Below are 22,400 nucleotides of genomic sequence, written 5' to 3' on the forward strand. Positions count from 1 at the left end.
GGACGCGGCCAGGAGGGGAGGTCCGTTCCATCCCGCGTGCCCTCTTCTTCGGATGCCTGCCATGTCCCAGCCCTCCCCGTCCTTGCGCGACCTCGAACACCACGCCGCGTTCGTCGAACGCCATATCGGCCCCAACGACACCGAGATCGCGCAGATGCTCGAGGCGGTCGGCCACCCCAGCCTGGATGCGATGACCGACGCCATCGTCCCGGGCAAGATCAAGTCGCCCGCCGCCCTGGCCCTGCCGGAAGGCGTCATCGAAGAGGAGGCGCTGGCCAAGATCCGCGCCATCGCGCAGAAGAACCAGGTGTTCAAGAGCTTCATCGGCCAGGGCTACTACGGCACCCACACGCCCAAGGTGATCCTGCGCAACATCCTGGAGAACCCCGCCTGGTACACGGCCTACACGCCCTACCAGGCCGAGATCTCGCAGGGCCGCATGGAAGCGCTGATCAACTTCCAGACCCTGTGCGCCGACCTGACCGGCATGGAGATCGCCAACGCCTCGCTGCTGGACGAGGCCACGGCCGCGGCCGAGGCGATGACCCTGGCCAAGCGTTCGGCCAAGTCCAAGTCCAATGTTTTCTTCGTCCACGACGCGGTGCATCCGCAGACCCTGGAGCTGCTGCGCACGCGCGCCGAGCCGCTGGGCATCGTGCTGGAGCTGGGCACCCCGGCCCAGGCGATGGAGGCCGACGCCTTCGGCGTGCTGCTGCAGTATCCGGACACTTTCGGCCAGCTCTCGTTCGACACGCTCGCCGGCTACCAGGCGCTGACCGACGCGGTGCATGCGCGCCAGGGCCTGGTGGCCGTGGCCACCGACCTGCTGGCGCTGACCCTGATCGCCGCGCCCGGCGAATGGGGCGCGGACATCGTGGTCGGCAACTCGCAGCGCTTCGGCGTGCCGTTCGGCTTCGGCGGCCCGCATGCGGCGTTCATGGCCTGTCGCGACGCCTTCAAGCGCTCGATGCCCGGCCGCCTGATCGGCGTGTCGATCGATGCGCAGGGCAACCCGGCGTACCGCCTGACCCTGCAGACCCGCGAGCAGCACATCCGCCGCGAGAAGGCCACCTCCAACATCTGCACCGCGCAGGTGCTGCTGGCGGTGATGGCCTCGATGTACGCGGTCTACCACGGCCCCGAGGGCCTGACCCGGATCGCCCGCCGCACCCATCGCCTGGCGGCGATCCTGGCCGCCGCGCTGCGCGGGGCGGGCGTGCAGGTCGGCGAATACTTCTTCGACACCTTGCACATCAAGGCCGTCGATGCCGACGCGCTGCACGCCCGTGCGCTGCAGGCCGGCATCAACCTGCGCGTGATCGACAGCGAGGCGCTGGGCATCAGCCTGGACGAGACCACCACCCGCGCCGACATCGTCGCCCTGGGCAAGCTGTTCGGCGTGGAGGTCGATGTGGACGCGCTGGACGCGGCCAGCGCCGATGCGCTGCCGCAGGGCCTGGTGCGCACCAGCGCGTTCCTGCAGCACCCGGTGTTCAACACCCACCACAGCGAGCACGAGCTGCTGCGCTACATGCGCGCCCTGGCCGACAAGGACCTGGCGATGGATCGCACCATGATCCCGCTGGGCAGCTGCACCATGAAGCTCAACGCCACCGCCGAGATGATCCCGGTGACCTGGCCCGAGTTCTCCGCGATCCATCCGCTGGCCCCGGCCGCGCAGTGGGCCGGCTACCGCCAGCTGATCGACGAACTGGAGGCCATGCTGGTCGAGTGCACCGGCTACGACGCGGTCAGCCTGCAGCCCAACTCCGGCGCGCAGGGCGAGTACGCCGGCCTGCTGGCGATCCGCGCCTACCACCGCTCACGCGGCGAGGGCCATCGCGACATCTGCCTGATCCCTGAATCGGCGCACGGCACCAATCCGGCCTCGGCGCAGATGTGCGGCATGAAGGTCGTGGTCACCAAGTGCGATGCCAACGGCAACGTCGATGTCGAGGACATCCGCGTGCAGGCCGAGAAGTATTCCGACCGCCTGGCCGCGCTGATGATCACTTACCCGTCCACGCATGGCGTGTTCGAGGAAGACATCGTGGCCATCTGCGAGGCCGTGCACGCGCACGGCGGTCAGGTCTACACCGACGGCGCCAACATGAACGCCCTGGTCGGCGTGGCCAAGCCGGGCAAGTGGGGCTCGGACGTGAGCCACCTCAACCTGCACAAGACCTTCTGCATCCCGCACGGCGGCGGCGGCCCGGGCGTGGGACCGTGCGCGGTCAAGTCGCACCTGGCCCCGTTCCTGCCGCGGACATCGCCTTCAGCCGGCATCCATGCCGGCGAGAGTCAAACAGCCGCCATCCATGGCGGCGGATTCAACTCCGAGAGCCCGGTTGGCATGGTCTCCGCTGCTGCCTACGGCAGCGCCTCGATCCTGCCGATCAGCTGGATGTACATCACCATGATGGGCAGCGCCGGGCTGCGCAAGGCGACCCAGGTGGCGCTGCTCAACGCCAACTACATCGCCAAGCGCCTGGCACCGCACTACAAGACGCTCTACACCGGCCGCAACGGGCTGGTCGCCCATGAGTGCATCCTGGACGTGCGCCCGCTGGAGAAGACCACCGGCATCAGCGCCGAGGACATCGCCAAGCGCCTGATCGACTTCGGCTTCCACGCCCCGACCCTGAGCTTCCCGGTCGCCGGCACGCTGATGGTGGAGCCGACCGAGAGCGAGTCCCAGCACGAGCTGGACCGCTTCATCGACGCCATGATCCAGATCCGCGAGGAGATCCGCGCGGTCGAGGACGGCCGCCTGGAACGCGAGGACAACCCGCTCAAGCACGCCCCGCACACCGCCGTGCAGGTCTCCGACAGCGAGTGGACCCACGCCTACCCGCGCGAGCTGGCGGCGTTCCCGCTGCCCTCGCTGCGCCAGGCCAAGTACTGGCCGCCGGTGGCGCGCGTGGACAACGTCTACGGCGACAAGCACATCATGTGCGCCTGCATCCCGGTCGATGCCTACAAGGAAGACGTCGAGGCCTGATCCTCAGGCCCGGGTCGAGACCACGAAAGCCCCGCCTCGGCGGGGCTTTTCGTTGCGGGCGGTGTCACAGGGCGATGACGCGCCAGGTCACATTCCGCCGGGCGCCGGCAGGCCCGAGGGGGCGTGCAACCGCCCGATCCAGCCCGCACGAGACGCGCCGGATCGGCATGGACCTTGCTTGATCGGCTGGTCGCGGTGCCCTCCCCCGAGCCCAATTCGTCAGTCGCATGTCCGGTATCTACAACCCTCTCCTGGTGGTCGCGTCCTTCATCGTGGCCGCCTTCGCCTCGTATGTGGCGCTGAACCTCACCGGGCGCATCGCCGCCAGCAGCGGCCGGGCCGCGCGCGGCTGGCTGGTCTGCGGCGCCTGCGCGATGGGCTTCGGCATCTGGTCGATGCACTTCATCGGCATGACCGCCTTCCGCCTGCCCATCCCGCAAGGCTATGACCTGCTGATCACGCTGTACTCGCTGCTGATCGCGGTGGGCGCCTCGGCCTATGCGCTGTGGATGGTCACCCGCGAGACCCTGCCGGCCAGCCAGCTGTTCGGTGGCGGGGCGATCATGGGTGTGGGCATCGCCGCCATGCACTACGTGGGCATGGCCGCCATGCGCATGCAGCCAGGGATCCACTACGACCCGCTGTGGTTCGCCCTGTCGGTGCTGATCGCCATTGCCGCAGCCACCGCGGCACTATGGATCTTCTTCCGGCTGCGTAGCGAGCGCCTCAGCCACCTGCTGCCGTGGCGCCTGGGGGCCGCCAGCGTCATGGGCCTGGCCATCGCCGGCATGCACTACACCGGCATGGCGGCGGCGCGCTTTCCGCCCGGAAGCGTGTGCGGCGCCGCCCTGCACAACGGCCTGACCCCGCCAGTGCTGGCGGCGCTGATCGGCATGGCGACCTTCGCCATCCTGGGCATCGCGCTGATGACCTCGGTGCTGGACCGGCGCCTGCAGGACCGCACCGCGCTGCTGGCCGCCTCGCTGGCCAAGGCCAACAGCGAACTGAGCCATCTGGCCCTGCACGATGGCCTGACCAGCCTGCCCAACCGCATCCTGCTGGAGGAGCGGCTGGGCGAGGCCATCGCGGCGGCCGAGCGGGAGGGCGGGCGCTTCGCCCTGCTGTTCGTCGACCTGGACGGCTTCAAGGGCATCAACGACGCCTACGGTCACCAGATCGGCGACCGGCTGTTGCTGCAGTTCTCCTCGCAGCTGGTCGGGCGCCTCTCGCCGCACGCCACCATCGCCCGGCTCGGCGGGGATGAGTTCGTGGTGCTCAGCACGATCGAGGCGCCGCAGGACGCGATGCGCATCGCCGAGCTGCTGATGGAGCTGGCCAGCGTGCCGCTGGAGCTGGACCGCGGCGAGATCGCCGTGTCGGCCAGCATCGGCGCGGCGCTGTATCCCGAGCACGGCACCGTCGCCCACGACCTGCTGGCCAACGCCGATGCGGCGATGTACGCGGTCAAGGAGCGCGGCCGCAACGGCTACCAGCTGTTCGAGCCGGGCATGAACCACGGCGCGCATGCGCGCATCGCGCTGATCCAGGATCTGCGCCGCGGCCTGCAGCGCAACGAGCTGCGCCTGCACTACCAGCCCAAGCTGCGCGCACCGGACGGGCCGGTGATCGGGGTGGAGGCGCTGGTGCGCTGGCAGCATCCGCAGCGCGGGCTGATCATGCCCGGCGACTTCATCGCGCTGGCCGAGCGGTCGGGTCTGATCATCGAGCTGGGCCGCTGGGTGCTGGACGAAGCCTGCCGCCAGCTCGCCCAGTGGCGCGCCCAGGGCCTGGAGGTGCAGAGCGTGGCGGTGAACCTCTCGCCCAACCAGTTCCATTCCGACCAGCTCTACCAGGACGTGGCGCAGGCCCTGCGCCGCCACGGCCTGCCGGCCAGCGCGCTGGTGCTGGAGATCACCGAATCGATGGCCATGCACGATGCGGAGGCCAGCCTGGCGATCCTGCAGCGACTGGTGGAGATGGGCGTGAGCATTTCCATCGACGATTTCGGCACCGGATACTCGAGCCTGCTGTATCTGAAGAAGCTGCCGGCCAGCGAACTGAAGATCGATCGCGGCTTCGTGCAGGACCTCGAGCGCGGTGGCGACGATGCCGCCATCGTGTCGGCCATCATCGCGCTGGGCCATTCGCTGGGGCTGCAGGTCATCGCCGAGGGCGTGGAGACCTCGGCCCAGCAGTCCCTGCTCACCGAGCTGGGCTGCACCCTGCTGCAGGGCTATCTGCTGGGCCGTCCAATGCCGGCCGAGGAGGCGTGCGGCTTCTTCGAGAAACGCCGGGACGTGGGATCGCCTGACAGCCGGACGCCGGGGCCGATCCCGACCTGAGCGGGTGCCCGCTCAGGCGCGCTCGGTCACCGCCGCCAGCGCCTCGCGCAGCTTGGCCGCGGTCACCGGCTTGACCAGATGGTGGTCGAAGCCGGCCTGCCGGGTCAGCTCGCGATCCTCCGTGGTGCCCCAGCCGGTCAGCGCCACGATGCGCAGCGCTGCGCCGTCGGCCCGCGCGCGCAGCCGGCGGCAGACCTCGTGCCCGTCCATGCCGGGCATGCCGATGTCGGTGATGATCACGTCCGGCCTGGCCTGTTCGGCCGCGGCCAGGCCGTCGGCGCCGTTGTAGCGCGTGGTGACCTGGTGGCCGAGCAGCTCGAGCACCATCGAGATCGAATCGGCCGCGTCGCGGTTGTCGTCGATCAGCAACAGCTGCAGCGCACCGTCGCGGGCCGGCTTGTCCTCGACGCCGTGCTCCACGGCCGGTGCCGGCGCGTCCAGCGGCAGGCGCACGGTGAAGGTGCTGCCCTGCCCCAGGCCGGCGCTGTGCGCCTCGATGACGCCGTCGTGGCGGCCAACGAGCTCGCGCGCCAGCGCGATGCCCACGCCCAGCCCGCCGAAGGACGCGTGCCGGTTGCTGTCGACCTGGGCGAAGAGTTCGAAGATGTGCTGCAGCTTGTCGGGCTCGATGCCGATGCCGGTGTCGCGCACCTCGACCATCGCCCGGGCGTCCTGTTCGCCCACGCGCAGCCGCACCTGGCTGCCGGGATGGCTGAACTTGGCCGCGTTGCTGAGCAGGTTGCCCAGCACCTGCGCCATACGCGTGGAATCGGCGCGCACCCACACCGGCGCTTGCGGGAGTTCCAGCTCCAGGCGCACGTCGCGTTCCAGGTAATGGGCACGGAAGGCCTCGGCCACATGCGCGGCCAGCTGGCCCAGGTCGCAGCGTTCCTTGCGCAGCACCACCTTGCCCAGCGCGATGCGGTTGATGTCCAGCAGGTCGTCCAGCAGCTGGCTCATCTGCACGATCTGGCGTTCCATCATCGGCGCGGCCGGATGCATGGCCACGCCGTGGCTGCCCAGCTTCATCGCCTGCAGGCCGCTGGTGATGGTCGCCAGCGGATTGCGCAGTTCGTGGGCCAGCATGGCGATGAACTCGGTCTTGCGCCGGCCGTCCTCGCGCAGCGCATCCTCCATCTGCTTGCGGGCGGAGATGTCGTTGAACAGCACCGCCACCTGATGCAACGCCGGGTCGCCGAAGCGGAAGGCATAGACGTCGTAGTAGAAGCCCAGCTGCGCGGCGCTGTGCTCGAAACGCTCGGGCACGCCGCTGCGGGCGATGCGTCCATAGGTCTGGAACCAATGCTCCTCATGCGCCGGCGCGATCTCGCGCATGCGCCGACCCGGCGCATCCTGGATACCGGTCTGCCGCGCGAAGGCGGCGTTGACCTCGAGAAACAGGTAATCCTGCGGACGTCCCTGCGAATCGAACAGCATCTGGATCACGCAGAAGCCCGCATCGATCGAGTCGAACAGCAGCCGGTACTTCTCGGCCGCCTCGCGCGCGCGCCGGCGCAGCGAGTTGCGCCCGGTCACATCGTCCAAGACACCGATCAGCTGGCTCGGGCGTCCCTGCGCGTCGCGGGCGACCACGCGCGCACGGTCGCGCAACCAGCGCTGCCCGCCGCCGGGCAGGCGCACGCGATACTCGATGTCCAACGGCGCATCGCCGGCGAGGAAGGCGTCGTACTCGCGGCGCGCGCCTTCGGTGTCGGCCTCGAACAGCGCCTGCCACCAGTCCTGTTCCGGCGAGGACAGCCCGAGCAGCAGGCGTGCGTCCTCCCCGTCCGGGGCGCGACGTGCCGACGCCGGCAGCGCCGGCGTGTGATAGAGCACGCCCTCGGTGCGCTGTGCGTCGGGAACGGCGCGTTCGAACGCCTCCGGCATCGGCGCCCCGTCGGGCACCGGTGTGGTGTACGGCATCGCATGACCCCTGTGGTAACTCCAGCAGGCTAGCGGCTGGGGATTCGATGGTCTGTGAACAGCGTGGCGATCCTCGCGGCCGCCGGTGCCGCCGGGCGCACCCGGCCACTGCTTAGGCGCACATTCTGCTCAGAGGCGCTAACCGTTACGCGTTGTGCGGGAACGACGGTTGAAACGCTCGGGCGACATGCGAAGGTCGCTAGGTTCCCGCGTTCGCGGGAACGACGGTTGGGGCTCGTGCGCGGGCCGTCAGCTGGATTTCTTGCGCGCCGTCTTCTTCGTGGCCTTCTTTGCAGACTTCTTCACGGCCTTCTTTGCTGTCTTTTTTGCGGCCTTCTTCGCGGCTTTCTTGACGGCCTGCTTCGTCGTCTTCTTCGTCGCTTTCCTGGCGGTCTTCTTGGTCGCTTTCTTCGCGGTCTTCTTCGCGGCCGACTTCGTCGCCTTCTTTGCCGCCTTCTTGGCCACCTTCTTCGTGGCGCGCTTGCGTCCGGTGGCCAGATCCTGGCCGGCCTTGTGCTTGACCTCGCCGGAGGCTTTCTTGCCGGGCTTGGCCTGGACGCCGTCGCGGCGCGCTCTGGACAGGCCGATCGCGATGGCCTGCTGCCTGTTCTTGGCGCGGCCCTCGCCGGCCTCCAGTTCCTCGATCTCCTCGCGCACGTACTCGCCGGCCTGGGTGCTGGGGGACTTGCCGGCGCGCTTGTCGTCCTGCGCGGCCTTGTGTGCGGACTTGTTGCTGGGCATGGAACACTCCCGATGCATCTGGAGTCCCACCTATAGAGCCGCCCCTGTCAAGGTCGCGTGCGTATCGCCGTGACGCGTGCCACCGCAGGACCAAGGTCGAGCAGGAATGCCGGCCCCTCCGTGCTAGGGTCCGTGCCCATCATCGCAATGGGGTCCATGAGCAATGCGAAACCTGTCCACCCAGCGCTCGGCGCTGATGCGGCATGTCGGCGTCCTGGGGCTGGCCGGTCTGCTGGCGGCACTGCCGCTGTCGGGCACCGCCGCGCAACGGCTGACGCCGGCCGAGCAGGCGGCGTTCGATGCGGTCGATCCCTTCATCGGCAGCGGCGGCGAGGGCCACACCTTTCCCGGCGCCACCCTGCCCTTCGGCATGGTGCAGCTTTCGCCCGATACCCAGATCAAGTCGCGCAAGGACGGCTACGGCTGGGCAGCGGGCTACCGCCACAGCGACAGCACCATCGTGGGCTTCTCGCATACGCACTTCTCCGGCTCGGGGCATTCGGATCTGGGCGACTTCCTGCTGATGCCCTCCACCGGCGAGGTCAAGCTGGAGCGCGGCGACATCGACAAGCCCGGCAGCGGCTTCACCTCGCGCTTCCGCCACCAGACCGAGATCGCCCAGCCCGGCTATTACGCCGTGACCCTGGACGATGCCGGCGTGCGCGCCGAGCTGACCACCACCGCACGCGTGGGCGTGCACCGCTACACCTTTCCCAAGGGCAAGCCCGGGCACGTGATCCTGGACATGCGCACCAGCATGTACGACTACCCGGGCAAGGTGCTGTGGTCGCGCGTGCGGCTGCGCGCGGACGGCACGGTGACGGGTTTCCGCGAGACGCGCGGCTGGGCGCCCGGTCGCCAGCTGTATTTCGCCATGCGGTTTTCCAGGCCCCTGACCGGCCACACGCTCAACGACACCGAGCAGGACGTGATCTACAAGGGCTTCGCCCCGCCGGCCGACAAGGCTCCGGGCCAGCGCGCGCAGATCGAGGGCCGCCAACTGGTCGCCAGCTTCGACGTGGGCGATGCGGGCGGCCCGCTGCTGGTCAAGCTGGCGATCTCGCCGGTCAGCGAAGAGAACGCCATCGCCAATCTCGATGCCGAAGTGCCCGGCTGGGACTTCGACGGCGTGCGCGATGCGGCCAGGCAGACCTGGTCCACGGCGTTGGCCGCGGTGCAGGCGCAGGGCACGCCGGTCCAGCGTACGCAGTTCTATACCGCGCTGTACCACACCTTCCTGGGGCCGACGCTGTTCATGGACGTCGATGGCCGCTATCGCGGCCCGGACAACGCCGTGCACCAGGCCAAGGGCTGGACCAACTATTCGACCTTCTCGCTGTGGGATACCTATCGCGCGCTGCATCCGCTGCTGACGATCGTCCAGCCTGCCGCGCACACCAACGACATCGTCAACTCGCTGCTGGCCGCACGGCGCGAGAGCCCGTACGGGATCCTGCCGATCTGGGCGTTCAACGGCCTGGAGACCTGGTGCATGATCGGCTACCACGCCGTCCCGGTGATCGCCGATGCCTACATGAAGGGCATCCGCGGCTACGACACGCGCCAGGCGCTGGAGGCGATGGTCGCCAGCGCCGACTACGGCCCCTACGACGGCATCGCCCAGTACCGCGAGCTGGGCTATGTGCCGATCGACGAGGAAGGCGAAGCGGCCTCCAAGACGCTGGAATACGCCTTCGACGACTGGACCATCGCCCAGGTCGCGCGCGACATGGGCGATGCCGGCGTCACCGCCGAGTTCGACAAGCGCGCCGGCAACTGGAAGCACGCCTTCGACCCGGCCACCGGCTTCATGCGCGCGCGCAAGCGCGACGGTCCCTTCCGCGAGCCGTTCGATCCCACCGCCAGCGGCTACGGCACCGACTACACCGAAGGCAACGCCTGGCAGTACTCGTGGTACGTGCCGCAGGACGTGGCCGGGCTGGTCAAGGCGCATGGCGGCGCCGACGCGCTGCTGGGCAAGCTGGATGCGGCCTTCGATGCCAAGGTGGACCCGAAGGTGTTCGAGCACATGGAGGACATCACCGGCCTGATCGGCTGGTACGCGCACGGCAACGAGCCCGGCCACCACGTGGCCTATCTCTACGCCTACGCCGGCCAGCCCTGGCGCACGCAGCAGCGGCTGAAGCAGATCATGGACACCCAGTACAAGGCCACGCCCGACGGGCTGGCCGGCAACGATGATCTGGGCCAGATGTCGGCCTGGTACGTGTTCACCGCGCTGGGTTTCTACCCGGTCACGCCGGGCAGCAACCAGTACATCATCGGCCGGCCGTTCCTGCCGCGCGCCACGCTCAACCTGGAAGGCGGCAAGCGCTTCACCGTGATCGCCGACGGACTGGATGCCGCACATCCTTACGTCGGCAGCGTGCTGTTGAACGGCAAGCCGCTGGACCGCGCCTACCTCACCCACCCGGAAATCATGGCCGGCGGCGAACTGCGCTTCACCATGCAGGCGCAGCCGAACACGACCTGGGCCACCGACTTGGGCAAGCTGCCCTATTCGATGTCTTCGCAGTAAAGACTCCAGGTCCAAGCAAGACGAAGGGCGGGTCGCAGGACCCGCCCTTCGTCGTTGTGCGCGGACTCAAGCGCCGGATGGCCCGGTGCGAGCGGTTCGTCGACGGCGGGGTCGCCCTCTTCCTGGCCGTCATGCCGCGACGGGGCGGGCAACGGCGGCGGATCGTCCACGCGCGGATCCATGTCGGACGGCGGGATGGGGTCGTTGGGCAGGGTCGGCATGCGGCGCTCCTAAGGGCTGTCCGCAACAGACTGCATGCAGGGGCGTGGACGTCACGCCATCGCGTGACGGAGGAGGCGCGAGGCCTAGAGCCGCGCGGCCAGTGCCTGGTTGAAGTTGGCCGGCAGCGGCGCGGTCATCGACTGGGCCTGGGCCACGGACGGAGCGAGCGTGCCGCCCAGCTCCAGCGCGCCCGAGCGCGATCCGGCCGGTGCCACCCAGTCGCTGGCCGCGATCGGGGTGGCCATGGCCGGCGCGGACGCCGGACGGTGCAGCAGGTCCTGCATCTGGCCGCGCAGGCCGGGCATGGCGGCCAGCACCAGGACCAGGGCCATCGCCGCGCCACCGCAGCTGATGGCAGCGCGCAGCGCCAGGGCCGGACGACCGGGCGTGCGGGCGGGCGTGGCGACAGGCATGTCCTCGACGGGGGCATCGAGCAGCGCGGCGCGCGCGGCGTCTTCGCACAGCGTGATCTGGCCCAGACGCAGCGCGGCCTGGTAGGCGGCCACGGTGAAGCCGGCGGCGGCGATCAGCTCACCCCGCGTCGCACCCTGGGTGAAGCCGTCGGTGGCCAGCTGCTGCACGGCGGCCTGCGCCTGCGCGCCATGGACCGAGCCGTAGGCATGGACCAGCACGGTCTGCCCGCCACGGCTGAGCAGCAGGGCGGCGTCGGGCTGCTGCGGGCCATCGGCGGGCAGCGGCGCGGCACGCACGGCAAAGCCTTCCTGGCGATACGCCAAGGCCAGGCGATCGCCAACGGAAGCTGACGCACCCCCGGCGCGCCGGAGGCGATGGTGGTGCTTCAAGCCGTGCATGTAACGCCCCTGTTCCTGGCGAGCCTTTGCGGATCGCGTGCGCCTGTTTAGATCGGCCAAGACGGTGCTGCAAGCGCTTTCTGAAGCGGATATCCCGAATTACCAACGTGATCGAGTTGACAAGTGCATGTACGTCACGCTTGCCGAAGAAACAGCGGCATCCCGGGCTGCCAGCCGGTGGACTCAGGCGTTGCACACCGCACGCAATGCGCTTGACGCAGTTCTCAGTCCGGCCGCGCGCGGAACACCACGCTCATGCGCGGCGCCACCGCCGCATCGGTCTTGGGAATGCCGTGCTCGTGGGTGAGCTGGCTAGCATGGCTCATCACCAGCAGGCTGCCCGGGGCCAGGTCGAGGGCGAAGGTGCGGCGGCGGCCGTGCAGGGCGCGGATGTGCATGCGCCGGGTGCCGCCCAGCGAGACCAGCGCGATCGGTTGGCCGGGAACCAGCGTGTGCAGCTTGTCGTGGTGCATGGCCACGCTGTCGCGGCCGTCGCGATAGAAGTTCATGCCCACCCCGGTGTACGGCGCCGGCACGCGCGCTTGCACCAGGGCCAGCATGTCGGCCAGCGGTAGCTGCGGTGGCAGATCGTCCAGCCGGTAGCCGGCGCGCAGACGCGGCACGTCGACGATGCGGTCGTACATCGGGCGGCGCTCGTGCTTCCAGTGGGCGCCCTCGCGCAGGGCGTCGAACCAGCGCGCGGCGGTGGCCGGATCGACCACGTCGGGCCAGTAGCGCATGCCGCCCTCGGCGTCGTCGAACACCGTCAGCGGCGCGGGCGCGAACAGGTCGCCGACGTACGGATGGGCCGAGCGCGCGTTCAATGGAAATCCCGCGAGGGCAGCGCCAGCTCGCCGAGCATCTCGCTCAGGTCGCGCAGGTCGCCGGCGATGAGGTGTTCGACGCCGTCCACGCGCTCCCAGCGCCCGCGCACGGCCAGCAGCCGCGACTCCAGCAGCGCGCGCCGCCGGCGCATCGCCAGGTGCGGCCAGACGATCACGTTGATCATGCCCTGCTCGTCCTCGAGCGTGACGAAGATGGTGCCCTTGGCCGTGGCCGGGCGCTGGCGCTGGGTGACCAGACCGGCCACGTGCACGCCGCTGCCGCTGGGCCGGTCCTGCAGCTCGCGCAGGCCGAGGATGCGCTGGGCGCGCATGCGCCCGCGCAGCAGCGCCATCGGATGCGCCTCCAGGCTCAGGCCGACGCTGCGGTAGTCGGCGGTGATGTCCTGGCCGATACGCGGCGCCGGCAGCGCGATGGCCTGCTCGCGCGGGCTGCCGGGCAGCAGCGGGCGGCGACGTTCGACCCCGGCCACCGCCCAGCGCGCGGCATTGCGGTGACCGACCAGCGAGCGCAGCGCGCCGGCTTCGGCCAGGGCGGTGCGGGCCTTCTCGTCCAGGCCGGCGCGCAGGCACAGGTCTTCCAGATCGGCGAAGGGACGCTGCGCGCGTGCGGCCATGATCGCCTTGCCGGTGGCCTCGGACAGGCCGGCCACCTGGCGGAAACCCAGGCGGATGTCCGGCTGCTCGCCCGGATCGTGCGCGCTGCGCCACGGCCTTCCGCCGACCAGGGTGTTGTCCCAGTCGCTGTGCAGCACGTCCACCGGCAGCACGGTGACGGCCTGGCGCGCGGCCTTGCCACGGCGCGCGTCCTGCACGATCTGGCTGGGCGAATAAAACCCCATCGGCTGCGCGTTCAACAGGCCGCAGGCGAAGGCCGCAGGCTCGTGCCGTTTGAGCCAGCAGCTGACATAGACCAGCTTGGCGAAGGAGGCCGCGTGGCTCTGCGGGAAGCCATACGAGCCGAAGCCCTTGATCTGGTCGAAGATCTGGTCGATGAACGCCGGCGCGTAGCCCTTGTCCTCCATCAGCTGGCGGATGCGCACGCGGTGCGGCTCCATGTCGCCGCCGCGTCGCCAGGCGGCCATCGAGCGGCGCAGGCCGTCGGCCTCGTCCGGCTGATAGCCGGCGTGGATCACCAGCTCCATCACCTGCTCCTGGAACAGCGGCACGCCCAGCGTCGGCCCGAGGATCTCCTCGACGCCCTCGGACGGATAGGTGGGCTGCTCCAGCCCCTGACGCCGGCGCAGATAGGGATGGACCATGTCGCCCTGGATCGGCCCGGGGCGCACGATCGCCACCTCGATCACCAGGTCGTAGAACTTGGCGGGCTTGAGCCGCGGCAGCATGGCCATCTGCGCGCGCGATTCGATCTGGAACACGCCGACCGTGTCGGCCAGCTGGATCATGTCGTAGGTGGGCTTGTCGTTGGACGGGATGCTGGCGATGCCGTGATCGCGCCCGCGGTGCACGCGGATCAGGTCCAGCGTCTTGCGGATGCAGGTCAGCATGCCCAGCGCCAGGCAGTCGACCTTGAGCATGCCCATGGTCTCCAGGTCGTCTTTCTCCCACTGGATGATGGTGCGGTCGGCCATGGCCGCGTTCTCCACCGGCACCACGGTGGACAGGGTCTGCTCGGCGATGACGAAGCCGCCGACGTGCTGGGAAAGGTGGCGCGGCTTGCCTTCGAGCATGCAGGTGAGGGCCAGAATCCTCACGATCAGCGGATTGGCGGTGTCGAAGCCGGCCTCTTCCAGCCGCTGCTGCATCGGCGTGTCGCCATTGCCCCAGCCGAAGCAGTTGGCCAGCAGCGCGATCTGGTCCGGCGGCAGGCCGAAGGCCTTGGCCACTTCGCGCACCGCGCTCTTGCCGCGGTAGCTGATGACCGTGGCCGCCAGCGCCGCGCGCGCACGACCGTACTTGCGGTAGACGTACTGGATGACCTCCTCGCGCCGCTCGTGTTCGAAATCGACGTCGATATCGGGCGGCTCGTTGCGCGCCTTGGACAGGAAGCGGGAGATCAGCAGGCGATTCTCGTCCGGGTCCACCGCGGTGATGCCCAGCGCGTAGCACACGGCGGAGTTGGCCGAAGAGCCGCGCCCCTGGCACAGGATTCCCTGCGACTTGGCGAAGCGCACCACGTCATGCACGGTCAGGAAGAAGGCTTCGTACTTCAGCTCCTCGATCAGCGCCAGCTCCTGTTCGATATCGCCCCGCACCTTGTCGGAGATCGTCAGGCCGCGCTCGGCCCAGCGCGTGCGGATCCCGGCCTCGGTCAATTCGCGCAGATAGCTGGTCGCGGTATACCCGGCCGGTACCAGCTCGGCCGGATAGTCGTACTTCACATCGCGCTTGAGATCGAAGCCGCTGCAGCGCCGGGCGAGGTCCACCGTCGCCTCGAGCAGCGCCGCCGGATAGATGTTGCCGAGCGCCCGGCGCGAGCGCAGGTGGCGCTCGCCGTTGCGGAACAGCAGCGCGCCGGCCTCGGCCAGCGGCACGGTGTGGCGGATCGCGGTGATCGTGTCCTGCAGCACGCGCTCGCGGCGGGTGGCCATGTGCACATCGCCGCTGGCCAAGGGCGTCATGCCCAACTGCCGGGACAGCGCCAGCAGCGCGGCCAGCCGCGCGTCGTCGTCGCCGTCGCGCAGCAGTTCCACCGCCAGATAGGCGCGCTCGCCGAACACCTGCTGCAGCCAGCGCCCGTCCTGCGCCTGCGGCTGCGCGCCGGGCAGCCACAGGGCGAACAGTTCGGGCGCCGCGGCGTGGAACTGAGCCTCCACGTCGGCGCGCGTCAGGGTGTAACGGCCCTTGCTGGCCGCGCGACGTGCGGTGGTGATCAGCGCGCACAGCTGGGTGTAGCCGGCGCGCGTCTCCACCAGCAGCACGAACCGGGCGCCATCGACCAGCGCGAACTCGCTGCCGACGATCAGGCTGACGTCGGTGGCCCGTGCGCCTTCCCAACCGCGCACGATGCCGGCCAGCGAGCATTCGTCGGTGATCGCCAGCGCGCTGTAGCCGCAGGCCTTAGCGCGTTCGAACAGTGCCGTGGCATCCGAGGCCCCGCGCAGGAACGAGAAATCCGACAGGCAGTGCAGCTCGGCATAGGCCGGCAGGCCGTCCGCGGCGACGCCCTGCGGCGCATCGTCGTTGGCCGCCGTGCGCAGGCGCTGGGCCGTGCGCCAGGCGCGCGGCATGCGCCCGCCCGGCGTATCCCGATCCACCCCATCGACCGCGTCATCCCAACTCATCGCCCCTGCCTCCGGCAGCTCTCCGCTTTTACGCTTCCACTCATTTCTCGCTTCACCCGAACCACCCATGCAGCATCCACGGCGCATCGCGCACGCCGGCCGGCTGGAACGCCCAGGCACGCTGACCGCGCGCGGTTTCCACCACGTAGTAGTCGCGACGCGCATCGCCCTGGTCCCACCAACCGCTTTCCAGGCGTTCAGGGCCGGAGATGATCCGCGCCGGGCCATGCAGGGCCACCGGCTGCGGCAGCAGCCAGGCCGGACGCGGCGGACGCGCGGGGGCGGTCTCCACGCCGCGCGCCGGCGCATCGCCCAGGGCGCGGCGCCAGGCCTTTTCCGGGCGCGGATCGCCGGCCGGTTCGACCCGGTAGACGGCCGCATCGCCCAGCCGCGCGCGCAGGCGCTCGCGCAGCTGCGGCCAGTCCAGCGCCTGCTGCGGGCGGGTGTCGAACAGGTCGCGCACCGCCGGCACGAACGGCGGCAGCTGCCGCGCCAGCAGGCGCAGGCCCACCACCGGCCGATTGATGGCCACGCGCTCCAGGCGGTTGCGCGCCAGTTCGAACAGCAGCGCCTGGTTGCGCTCGGGCGCCAGCAGGCCGACCTCCACATCGCTATGGCCCTGCTCGTGCTCCAGCCGCAGCACGAAACGCTGCACGCCGCCGTCGCGGATCGACAGATAGGTGCACAGATCGCCGACCAGGCGCCGCAGCGGGAACAGCAGCGCCATGTGGTTCTCCACCTCGTAGCCCATCTCCACGCGCGCGTCGAAGTGGTCCGGCGGTGCGTACCAGTCCAGCGGGTCGTCGGCCTGCCCGTACAGGCGATCCAGGTGTTCGAGCAGGGCCAGACCGAAGCGCCGCCGCAGCCCGTCGCGCGGCAGTGCGCGCAGCGCGGCCAGCGTGTGCAGACCCATGCGGTGCAGGCGCTCGCCGCTGTCCTCGGGCAGGTGCGCGGCGCGCACCGGCACCGCGTCGAGCACCTGCTGCAGGCGCTCGGGGCGGGCAATGGCCAGGCCGTCCTCGCGCCCGGCCAGCACCTGCGCCGCGCGCGGCGTGGGCGCCAGCGCCAGGCGATGGCGGAAGCCGAGCGTCTCCAGCTCCTCGCGCAGGCGGCGGGCGAAGCGCGGCCACGGCCCGAACAGGCGGAAGCTGGCGCGCGCCTCCAGCACGATCGCATGCGGCCACTGCTGGCTGACCAGCGAGCTGTGCCGATAGGCCCAACTGGCCAGGAAGCGCTGGCTGCGCGCCTGGTCCTGCGCATCGAAATCCACCGTGCGCACCTGCGCCAGCAGCGCGTGCGCGGCCGACAGGCGCATGCCCGGCGTCAGCCCGGCCTGGGCGGCGGCGGCGTTGACCGAATGCAACCGGCGCAGCTGCGCCGGGCCTTCGACCAGCACCAGCGGCGCGGCGCGCTCATCCTCGGGCAGGCGCCGGAGCACCGTGTCCATGGCCAGGTGCGGCAGCAGGATGCAGGCCCACAGCATCAGCGCACCGCCCGCGCGCAGGGCGCCGCGTCAGCGTCGGGTCGGGGAGCCGGATTCCACGGCAGCGGTCGATGCGATGGCATGGCCACGCCTCAATGCACCAGCCGCAGCGGCTGGGCCGGCACCTGGCCGCCGCGACACTTGCGCACGCGCCAGGCGCCCTCCTCGCTGCGGTACTCCAGGCGCAGCGCGGCCGGCGAGGCGTTGAGCGCATGGCGCGCCTCGCGCAGGGCGAAGCCGCAGCAGTCGCCGCTGTCGGCGGCCACCTGCAGGCGGCGCAGCGCGCGCTCGTCGGCCGCCTGCGGCCAGCCCAGCACGGCCGCGCAGGCACCGCTGCGCAGGCACTGCTCGAAGGCCCACAGCGCATCGCGCGGCGCCGCGTCGACCACCTCCAGCTGCGCCAGATCCACCCCGCGGCCCTGCCAGGCCGGCGCGTAAGGAATGTACGGCGGGGCGATCAGCGCCACGCGCTCGCCGGCGCTGGTCAGGCGCGCCAGCGTGGGCAGCAGCAGGGCGATCTCGCCGATGCCGTCGGCCGGCAGCAGCAGCTCGGTCAAGGCCTTGCGCGGCCAGCCGGCGGTGGGCAGCAGTGCGTCCAGCGCGGCATGGCCGGTGGGCTCGCCGTCATGGCGCGGGGCGCCGCCGCGCCCGGCCCGCCAGACCGTGCGCGCGGCCAGCAGCTCGTCCAGCGGCAGGCCCGGGGCCGGCACCGCCGACAACGCACGACGTGGCACCTCGGCCACGGCCTCAACCCCTGCGCACCAGGCCGCAGTACAGGCCTTCGATGGCGAAGTCAGCCCCGGCCGGCACCTCGATCGGCGCATGCGCCGGATTGCGCGGCAGCAGGCGCAGCTGGTGCCTGCCCCGCTCCAGGCGCTTGATGGTCAGCTCGCCTTCGATGCGCGCCACCACGATCTGCCCGTCGCGCGCCTCGGCGCTGCGATGCACGCCCACCAGGTCGCCGTCGAGGATGCCGTCGTCGATCATCGAATCGCCCTGCACGCGCAGCAGATAGTCCGGCCGCAGCGAGAACACGCCGGCATCCAGCAGCAGCTGCTCGTCCAGGCCGATATCCGCGCCGATCGGCACGCCGGCGGCGACCCGGCCCAGCACCGGCAGCGCCAGCAGCGCATCGCGGCGCACGGCCTCGGGCAGCCGGATCCCGCGCTTCTGCCCCGCGCGCAGCTGGATCAGGCCCGCCTCGGCCAGTGCCTGGACATGCTTGTGCGCGGCATTGCGCGAGGAAAAGCCGAATTCAGCCGCGATCTCCGCCAGGCTGGGCGCGTGACCGCGCAATGCCTGGGCCTTCAGATAGGCCAGCACGGCGGCGCGTTGAGGGGTCAGGGGGTCCATGGGTGGACATTTGTACACCTCCTGCGTCGCACGGGGCGAGATACGGCAAAGTTCTCGCTTGGCCTTGCCTTTCTATCCAAACCTATCGGAATATAACCATCGTTATAACCTCGAGCGCACAACCATGAAGCTCAAGATCACCACCGTCGGCAATTCGGCCGGCGTCATCCTGCCCAAGGACCTGCTTGCCCGCCTGCGACTGGAAAAGGGCGACACGCTCTACGCCCTGGAAACTCCGGACGGCATCAAGCTCACCGTCTTCGACCCGACCCTGGCCGCGCAGATGGAAGTGGCCGAGCGGATCATGCGCGAGGACCGCACGGTGCTGCACAAACTGGCGCAGTGAGATGATCGTCTGGATGACCCGGGCCCTGGTGCTGGCCATCCACGACCGCCAACTGGCCGAGCACGGCGGCAGCGGCGGTGTGCGCGACGACGCCCTGCTCGATGCGACCCTGGCCCGCCCCCAGCAGCTGTTCGGCTACGGCGATCCACCTCCGGACCTGGCCGCGCTGGCCGCCAGCCTGGCGTTCGGGCTGGCCCGCAACCATCCGTTCGTGGACGGCAACAAGCGCACCGCCCATGTCTGCTACCGCGTGTTCCTGGTCCTCAACGGTGTGGAGCTGCAGGCCCGCGACGAAGACAAGTACATCGCCATGCTCGGCCTGGCCGATGGCGCCCTGGCCGAAGCCGCCTTCGCCGACTGGATCCGCAAGCACCTGACGCCCAAGCCCGGCAGCCAGCTCCACGAGCCTGAGGCGCGTTACGGCGGTTGATGACCACGCAGTACCCGGCCGGGGCGAGGCTCCGCGAAGAATGGATCGGGAATTCTTTGACTTTCGACCCGACGTCTTCCGACGCCACGCACGAGGCAGCGCGCCGGCGGGCGGTGGCCGCGACGAGCGAGGCAGGAGCCGAGCGCCTTAAGGCAGTGCAGGATGCTTTGACCGAGGGAAAACCGTATACCGCCCGCCGGACCGCTGCCCTTCCGAAGCCAGTAACGCCCACGCGCTGAGAGCGCTAGGAAATCCAACGTCTTCAGACATACGCGAGAAAGCCACTGGATTCCCGCCTTCGCGGGAATGACGGTAGGGAGTTTTCAGCAGAACTCAGCCGCCGTCGGCCAGTTCCAAGCCAGAAGGCGCTTCCGATACCACCTGTAATCCATCGCCCGCCAACGCCAGCAGAAAGGCATCGGGCAAGGCCAGCTTCCCGAACAGTCCATGCTGAAGGCCGCTGAGCACGCGCAGCATGTGGCCGCGCCCGCCTGGCATCCGGCCCAGCCGGAGGAAGGCGAGATCGCGCAGCCTGGCCACCCGGTCGCGGTCGGACTGGAACAGCGGCGTCAGCCAGCGGCTCCAGAACTGATAGAGGCCCACATGCGCGCGGCGGCGCTGCTGATAGCGGGCCAGCGCGGCGGGAAGGTCGGCTTCGGCGCGCAAGGCATCGCGCAGCGCGGCGGCATCCATCAGCGCCATGTTGACGCCCTGCCCCAGCTGCGGGCTCATCGCGTGCGCCGCATCGCCCATCAACAGCAGACGGTCCCGATGCCAGGTGTGGACCACGGCATCGCGATAGCCAGCGCGCGCCAGCTGGCCACAGGCCTCAAGCGGATGCAGACGCGCATCGGCCTGAGGCCACAGCGCCGCGACCTCCTGCCGGAAGGCCGGCATCCCCGCCTGTTCCCAGGCCGCGAATCCATCGGCCGGCAGGCTCCAGAAGAAGCTCAGGCGCGGCGTGTCATCGCCCGGGCGCGTCCCGACCGGCAGCATGCCGATCATCTTGCGCGCGGCCACGTACCGCTGGCGCAGCTCATGCGGCCAGGCCCAGTCGTCCTGCGGCACCAGGCACCACAGCGCGCCCCACGGATAGGCGGCCTCCGAGCGCACGCCCTGCGTGTGCCGGCGCAGTGCCGAGCCCGCGCCATCGGCGGCGATCACCAGATCGAACGGCCCATGCCACTGGCCCGAGGCCTCGCGCACGCGGCGCGTGTCCTGGCTGATCTCGACGATGCGCGTGCCGCAGTGCACGCCGCCGTAACCGTCCCACGCCTGCGCCAGCAGCGCGAACAGCGCACCGCGCTGCATGCCCAGCCCGAACAGACGCCGATCCAGATGCGTATAGCGCATGTCCATGACCGCGCGCCCCGCCGGCGTCTCGCCATAAAGACGATCGATGCGGCGCCCATGCGCCAGGGCCTGCGGCAACAGACCCATCTCCCACAGCACCTGCAGCCCCGTGGGCTGCAACAGGAAGCCGGCGCCCACCGGCCCCAGCACCGGCGCCTGTTCGAAGACATGCACCTGGTGCCCGTCTGCGGCCAGCAATGCGGCCGCCGCCTGGCCGGCGGTGCCATAGCCGATCACCGCGATCTGGTGCCTGTTCCCTGGCATGCCCCACTTTCCCGACGTGCTTGGTGCCCGCGATCATCGCATGCGGGCAGCGCGCCGGATCAGCTCACGTAGATGCTCTTGATGTTGGTGAACTCGTGCATGCCGTGGTTGGCCAGTTCGCGACCGAAACCCGAGCGCTTGGTGCCGCCGAACGGCAGGCGCACGTCGGACTTGACGATGGCATTGACGAAGGCCGCGCCACATTGCAGCTGCTGGGCCACGCGCTCGCCACGCGCGGCATCGGCGGTCCACACACTGCCGCCTAGGCCGAAGCTGGTGTCGTTGGCCACGCGCACGGCCTCGGCCTCGTCGTGCACCCGCAGGATGCTGGCCACCGGACCAAACAACTCCTCCGCGTAAGCCGGCATGCCAGCCTTGACGTGATCCAGGATGGTTGCGGGGTACTCGGCATGGCCGGGCCCGGGCTGGCCGCCGAGCAGCACGGTGGCGCCATCGGCGACGCTGGCAGCAACCTGCTTGTGCAGTTCGTCGCGCAGATCCTGGCGCGCCATCGGCGCCAGCGTGGTGGTTTCATCGTTGGGATCGCCGGTGCGCAGCTGGCCGGCGGCCTCGACGAAGCGCTGCACGAAGCGCTCGGCGATCGCATCGACCACGATGAAGCGCTTGGCCGCGATGCAGGTCTGGCCTGCGTTGTCGAAGCGGCCCTTCACCGCCGCGGCGACCGTCTTGTCCAGGTCGGCATCGTCGAGCACGACGAAGGCATCGCTGCCGCCCAGTTCCATCACGCACTTCTTCAGCACGCTGCCAGCGGTGGCGGCGATGGAGCGGCCCGCGCGCTCGGAGCCGGTCAGCGTGACCGCGGCCACGCGCGGATCGCGGATGACCTGGGCGGCCTGATCGTTGTCGATGTGCAGCACGCCGAACACGCCCTCGGGCACGCCGCCGGCGCGCAGCGCCTCGGCGATGGCATCGGCGCAGCGCGGCACGTTGGTGGCGTGCTTGAGCAGTGCGGTGTTGCCGACCATCAGGGTCGGCGCCAGGAAGCGGAACACCTGCCAGATGGGGAAATTCCACGGCATCACCGCGAACACGCAGCCGATCGGTTCGTAGCGCACGTAGCTGGAGCGCGCCTCGGTCTGGATCGGCTCGGGCCGCAGGTACTGCGCGGCGTGGTCGGCGTAGTAGTCGCAGGCGTCGGCGCACTTGTCGACCTCGGCCAGGGCTTCCTTCTTCAGCTTGCCCATCTCGGCCGTCATCAGCGCCTGGAAGGTCTCGCGCCGCTCGCGCAGCGCCGCGGCGACCGCATGCAGGACTTCCGCTCGCGCCTCGATGGAGCGCTGGGCCCATTCGGGGAACGCGGCCTGGGCCGCGTGCAGCGCCGCCTCCACGGTGTTGGAGCCCATCAGCGTCTGACGGTGCTCGACCTGGCCGGTGTAGGGATTGGGGACTTCAGTAGACATGCGCGACTCCGCGAAGCATCAAGACAGCGCGCCATCATCCGCCGATGCGCGTTACCCAGCCGTCGCCGCTGCTTCGCCCCGCT

Annotated in this window: 16 protein-coding genes; 5 read left to right on the forward strand and 11 right to left on the reverse strand. The window is 70.0% G+C overall.

Features of this window, described 5'->3' with window-relative positions:
• Positions 1-61 precede the first annotated feature (61 nt).
• Together gcvP and MWN52_RS11530 are read left to right on the forward strand one after the other, a co-directional pair.
• Positions 62-3,001 carry an aminomethyl-transferring glycine dehydrogenase gene (gene gcvP / locus MWN52_RS11525; RefSeq protein WP_286574745.1) on the forward strand — a complete coding sequence of 980 codons (2,940 nt, stop codon included), beginning with the start codon at positions 62-64 and terminating at the stop codon, positions 2,999-3,001.
• Positions 3,002-3,228: 227 nt separating this feature from the next.
• Positions 3,229-5,343, forward strand: coding sequence for a putative bifunctional diguanylate cyclase/phosphodiesterase (locus MWN52_RS11530; RefSeq protein WP_286574746.1), 2,115 nt, complete (start codon positions 3,229-3,231; stop codon positions 5,341-5,343).
• A gap of 12 nt (positions 5,344-5,355) precedes the next feature.
• On the opposite strand, the gene MWN52_RS11535 is transcribed toward MWN52_RS11530, so the two are convergent.
• Both MWN52_RS11535 and MWN52_RS11540 read right to left on the reverse strand, forming a co-directional pair.
• Entirely contained in the window at positions 5,356-7,266 is a 1,911-nt protein-coding gene (locus MWN52_RS11535) for a hybrid sensor histidine kinase/response regulator (RefSeq protein ID WP_286574747.1), read from the reverse strand.
• Between the two features lie 249 nt (positions 7,267-7,515).
• Positions 7,516-8,007 carry a DNA-binding protein gene (locus tag MWN52_RS11540; protein WP_286574748.1) on the reverse strand — a complete coding sequence of 164 codons (492 nt, stop codon included), beginning with the start codon at positions 8,005-8,007 and terminating at the stop codon, positions 7,516-7,518.
• A 196-nt stretch (positions 8,008-8,203) separates the two neighbouring features.
• Between MWN52_RS11540 and MWN52_RS11545 the strand changes: the two genes are divergently transcribed.
• On the forward strand, positions 8,204-10,546 hold the full coding sequence (locus MWN52_RS11545; protein WP_286577725.1) for a GH92 family glycosyl hydrolase: 2,343 nt from the start codon (positions 8,204-8,206) through the stop codon (positions 10,544-10,546).
• Here MWN52_RS11545 and MWN52_RS11550 read toward each other — a convergent pair.
• The 7 genes from MWN52_RS11550 to lexA all read right to left on the reverse strand — a co-directional run bounded on the left by MWN52_RS11550 (position 10,525) and on the right by lexA (position 18,503).
• Positions 10,525-10,767, reverse strand: coding sequence for a hypothetical protein (locus MWN52_RS11550; protein ID WP_286574749.1), 243 nt, complete (start codon positions 10,765-10,767; stop codon positions 10,525-10,527). The two genes, MWN52_RS11545 and MWN52_RS11550, sit on opposite strands and share 22 nt — an antisense overlap.
• Positions 10,768-10,851: 84 nt before the next feature.
• Positions 10,852-11,478 (reverse strand): hypothetical protein, encoded by a 627-nt coding sequence (locus MWN52_RS11555; RefSeq protein WP_286574750.1) that lies wholly within the window; start codon positions 11,476-11,478, stop codon positions 10,852-10,854.
• A 326-nt stretch (positions 11,479-11,804) separates the two neighbouring features.
• Positions 11,805-12,320 carry an alpha-ketoglutarate-dependent dioxygenase AlkB gene (locus tag MWN52_RS11560; protein ID WP_130533459.1) on the reverse strand — a complete coding sequence of 172 codons (516 nt, stop codon included), beginning with the start codon at positions 12,318-12,320 and terminating at the stop codon, positions 11,805-11,807.
• An 80-nt stretch (positions 12,321-12,400) separates the two neighbouring features.
• A complete protein-coding gene (locus tag MWN52_RS11565) occupies positions 12,401-15,667 on the reverse strand; it encodes an error-prone DNA polymerase (RefSeq protein WP_286574751.1) in 3,267 nt (1,088 codons plus the stop codon).
• A gap of 52 nt (positions 15,668-15,719) precedes the next feature.
• Positions 15,720-17,150: a Y-family DNA polymerase gene (locus tag MWN52_RS11570; RefSeq protein ID WP_286574752.1), complete on the reverse strand. Its 1,431-nt coding sequence runs from the start codon at positions 17,148-17,150 to the stop codon at positions 15,720-15,722.
• 92 nt (positions 17,151-17,242) lie between these two features.
• Positions 17,243-17,893: a translesion DNA synthesis-associated protein ImuA gene (gene imuA, locus MWN52_RS11575; RefSeq protein WP_235871605.1), complete on the reverse strand. Its 651-nt coding sequence runs from the start codon at positions 17,891-17,893 to the stop codon at positions 17,243-17,245.
• Positions 17,894-17,897: 4 nt separating this feature from the next.
• The gene (gene lexA, locus MWN52_RS11580; RefSeq protein WP_130522818.1) at positions 17,898-18,503 is read right to left on the reverse strand and encodes a transcriptional repressor LexA; all 606 of its coding nucleotides are present in this window, start codon (positions 18,501-18,503) and stop codon (positions 17,898-17,900) included.
• A 124-nt stretch (positions 18,504-18,627) separates the two neighbouring features.
• On the opposite strand from lexA, the gene MWN52_RS11585 reads away from it, so the two are divergent.
• Positions 18,628-18,849 carry an AbrB/MazE/SpoVT family DNA-binding domain-containing protein gene (locus MWN52_RS11585; RefSeq protein WP_130517776.1) on the forward strand — a complete coding sequence of 74 codons (222 nt, stop codon included), beginning with the start codon at positions 18,628-18,630 and terminating at the stop codon, positions 18,847-18,849.
• Between the two features lies 1 nt (position 18,850).
• Positions 18,851-19,279 (forward strand): type II toxin-antitoxin system death-on-curing family toxin, encoded by a 429-nt coding sequence (locus MWN52_RS11590; RefSeq protein WP_130517773.1) that lies wholly within the window; start codon positions 18,851-18,853, stop codon positions 19,277-19,279.
• Between the two features lie 333 nt (positions 19,280-19,612).
• On the opposite strand, the gene MWN52_RS11595 is transcribed toward MWN52_RS11590, so the two are convergent.
• Together MWN52_RS11595 and MWN52_RS11600 are read right to left on the reverse strand one after the other, a co-directional pair.
• Positions 19,613-20,896, reverse strand: coding sequence for an FAD-dependent oxidoreductase (locus MWN52_RS11595; RefSeq protein ID WP_286574753.1), 1,284 nt, complete (start codon positions 20,894-20,896; stop codon positions 19,613-19,615).
• A 59-nt stretch (positions 20,897-20,955) separates the two neighbouring features.
• Positions 20,956-22,317 (reverse strand): NAD-dependent succinate-semialdehyde dehydrogenase, encoded by a 1,362-nt coding sequence (locus tag MWN52_RS11600; protein WP_286574754.1) that lies wholly within the window; start codon positions 22,315-22,317, stop codon positions 20,956-20,958.
• Positions 22,318-22,400 lie beyond the last annotated feature (83 nt).

Source organism: Pseudoxanthomonas winnipegensis (assembly GCF_030322905.1).
GTDB classification, from domain to species: Bacteria; Pseudomonadota; Gammaproteobacteria; order Xanthomonadales; family Xanthomonadaceae; genus Pseudoxanthomonas_A; species Pseudoxanthomonas_A winnipegensis.

Excerpts from the sequence above, each read along its gene's own strand:
- MWN52_RS11550 (WP_286574749.1), bottom strand. The coding sequence starts at position 10,767 with ATGCCGACCCTGCCCAACGACCCCATCCCGCCGTCCGACATGGATCCG.
- MWN52_RS11560 (WP_130533459.1), bottom strand. The coding sequence starts at position 12,320 with ATGCGCTACTGGCCCGACGTGGTCGATCCGGCCACCGCCGCGCGCTGG.
- MWN52_RS11545 (WP_286577725.1), top strand. The coding sequence starts at position 8,204 with ATGCGGCATGTCGGCGTCCTGGGGCTGGCCGGTCTGCTGGCGGCACTG.
- gcvP (WP_286574745.1), top strand. The coding sequence starts at position 62 with ATGTCCCAGCCCTCCCCGTCCTTGCGCGACCTCGAACACCACGCCGCG.
- MWN52_RS11535 (WP_286574747.1), bottom strand. The coding sequence starts at position 7,266 with ATGCCGTACACCACACCGGTGCCCGACGGGGCGCCGATGCCGGAGGCG.
- MWN52_RS11540 (WP_286574748.1), bottom strand. The coding sequence starts at position 8,007 with ATGCCCAGCAACAAGTCCGCACACAAGGCCGCGCAGGACGACAAGCGC.
- MWN52_RS11600 (WP_286574754.1), bottom strand. The coding sequence starts at position 22,317 with ATGTCTACTGAAGTCCCCAATCCCTACACCGGCCAGGTCGAGCACCGT.
- MWN52_RS11570 (WP_286574752.1), bottom strand. The coding sequence starts at position 17,150 with ATGCTGTGGGCCTGCATCCTGCTGCCGCACCTGGCCATGGACACGGTG.
- MWN52_RS11595 (WP_286574753.1), bottom strand. The coding sequence starts at position 20,896 with ATGCCAGGGAACAGGCACCAGATCGCGGTGATCGGCTATGGCACCGCC.
- MWN52_RS11585 (WP_130517776.1), top strand. The coding sequence starts at position 18,628 with ATGAAGCTCAAGATCACCACCGTCGGCAATTCGGCCGGCGTCATCCTG.
- MWN52_RS11530 (WP_286574746.1), top strand. The coding sequence starts at position 3,229 with ATGTCCGGTATCTACAACCCTCTCCTGGTGGTCGCGTCCTTCATCGTG.
- lexA (WP_130522818.1), bottom strand. The coding sequence starts at position 18,503 with ATGGACCCCCTGACCCCTCAACGCGCCGCCGTGCTGGCCTATCTGAAG.
- MWN52_RS11565 (WP_286574751.1), bottom strand. The coding sequence starts at position 15,667 with ATGAGTTGGGATGACGCGGTCGATGGGGTGGATCGGGATACGCCGGGC.
- MWN52_RS11590 (WP_130517773.1), top strand. The coding sequence starts at position 18,851 with ATGATCGTCTGGATGACCCGGGCCCTGGTGCTGGCCATCCACGACCGC.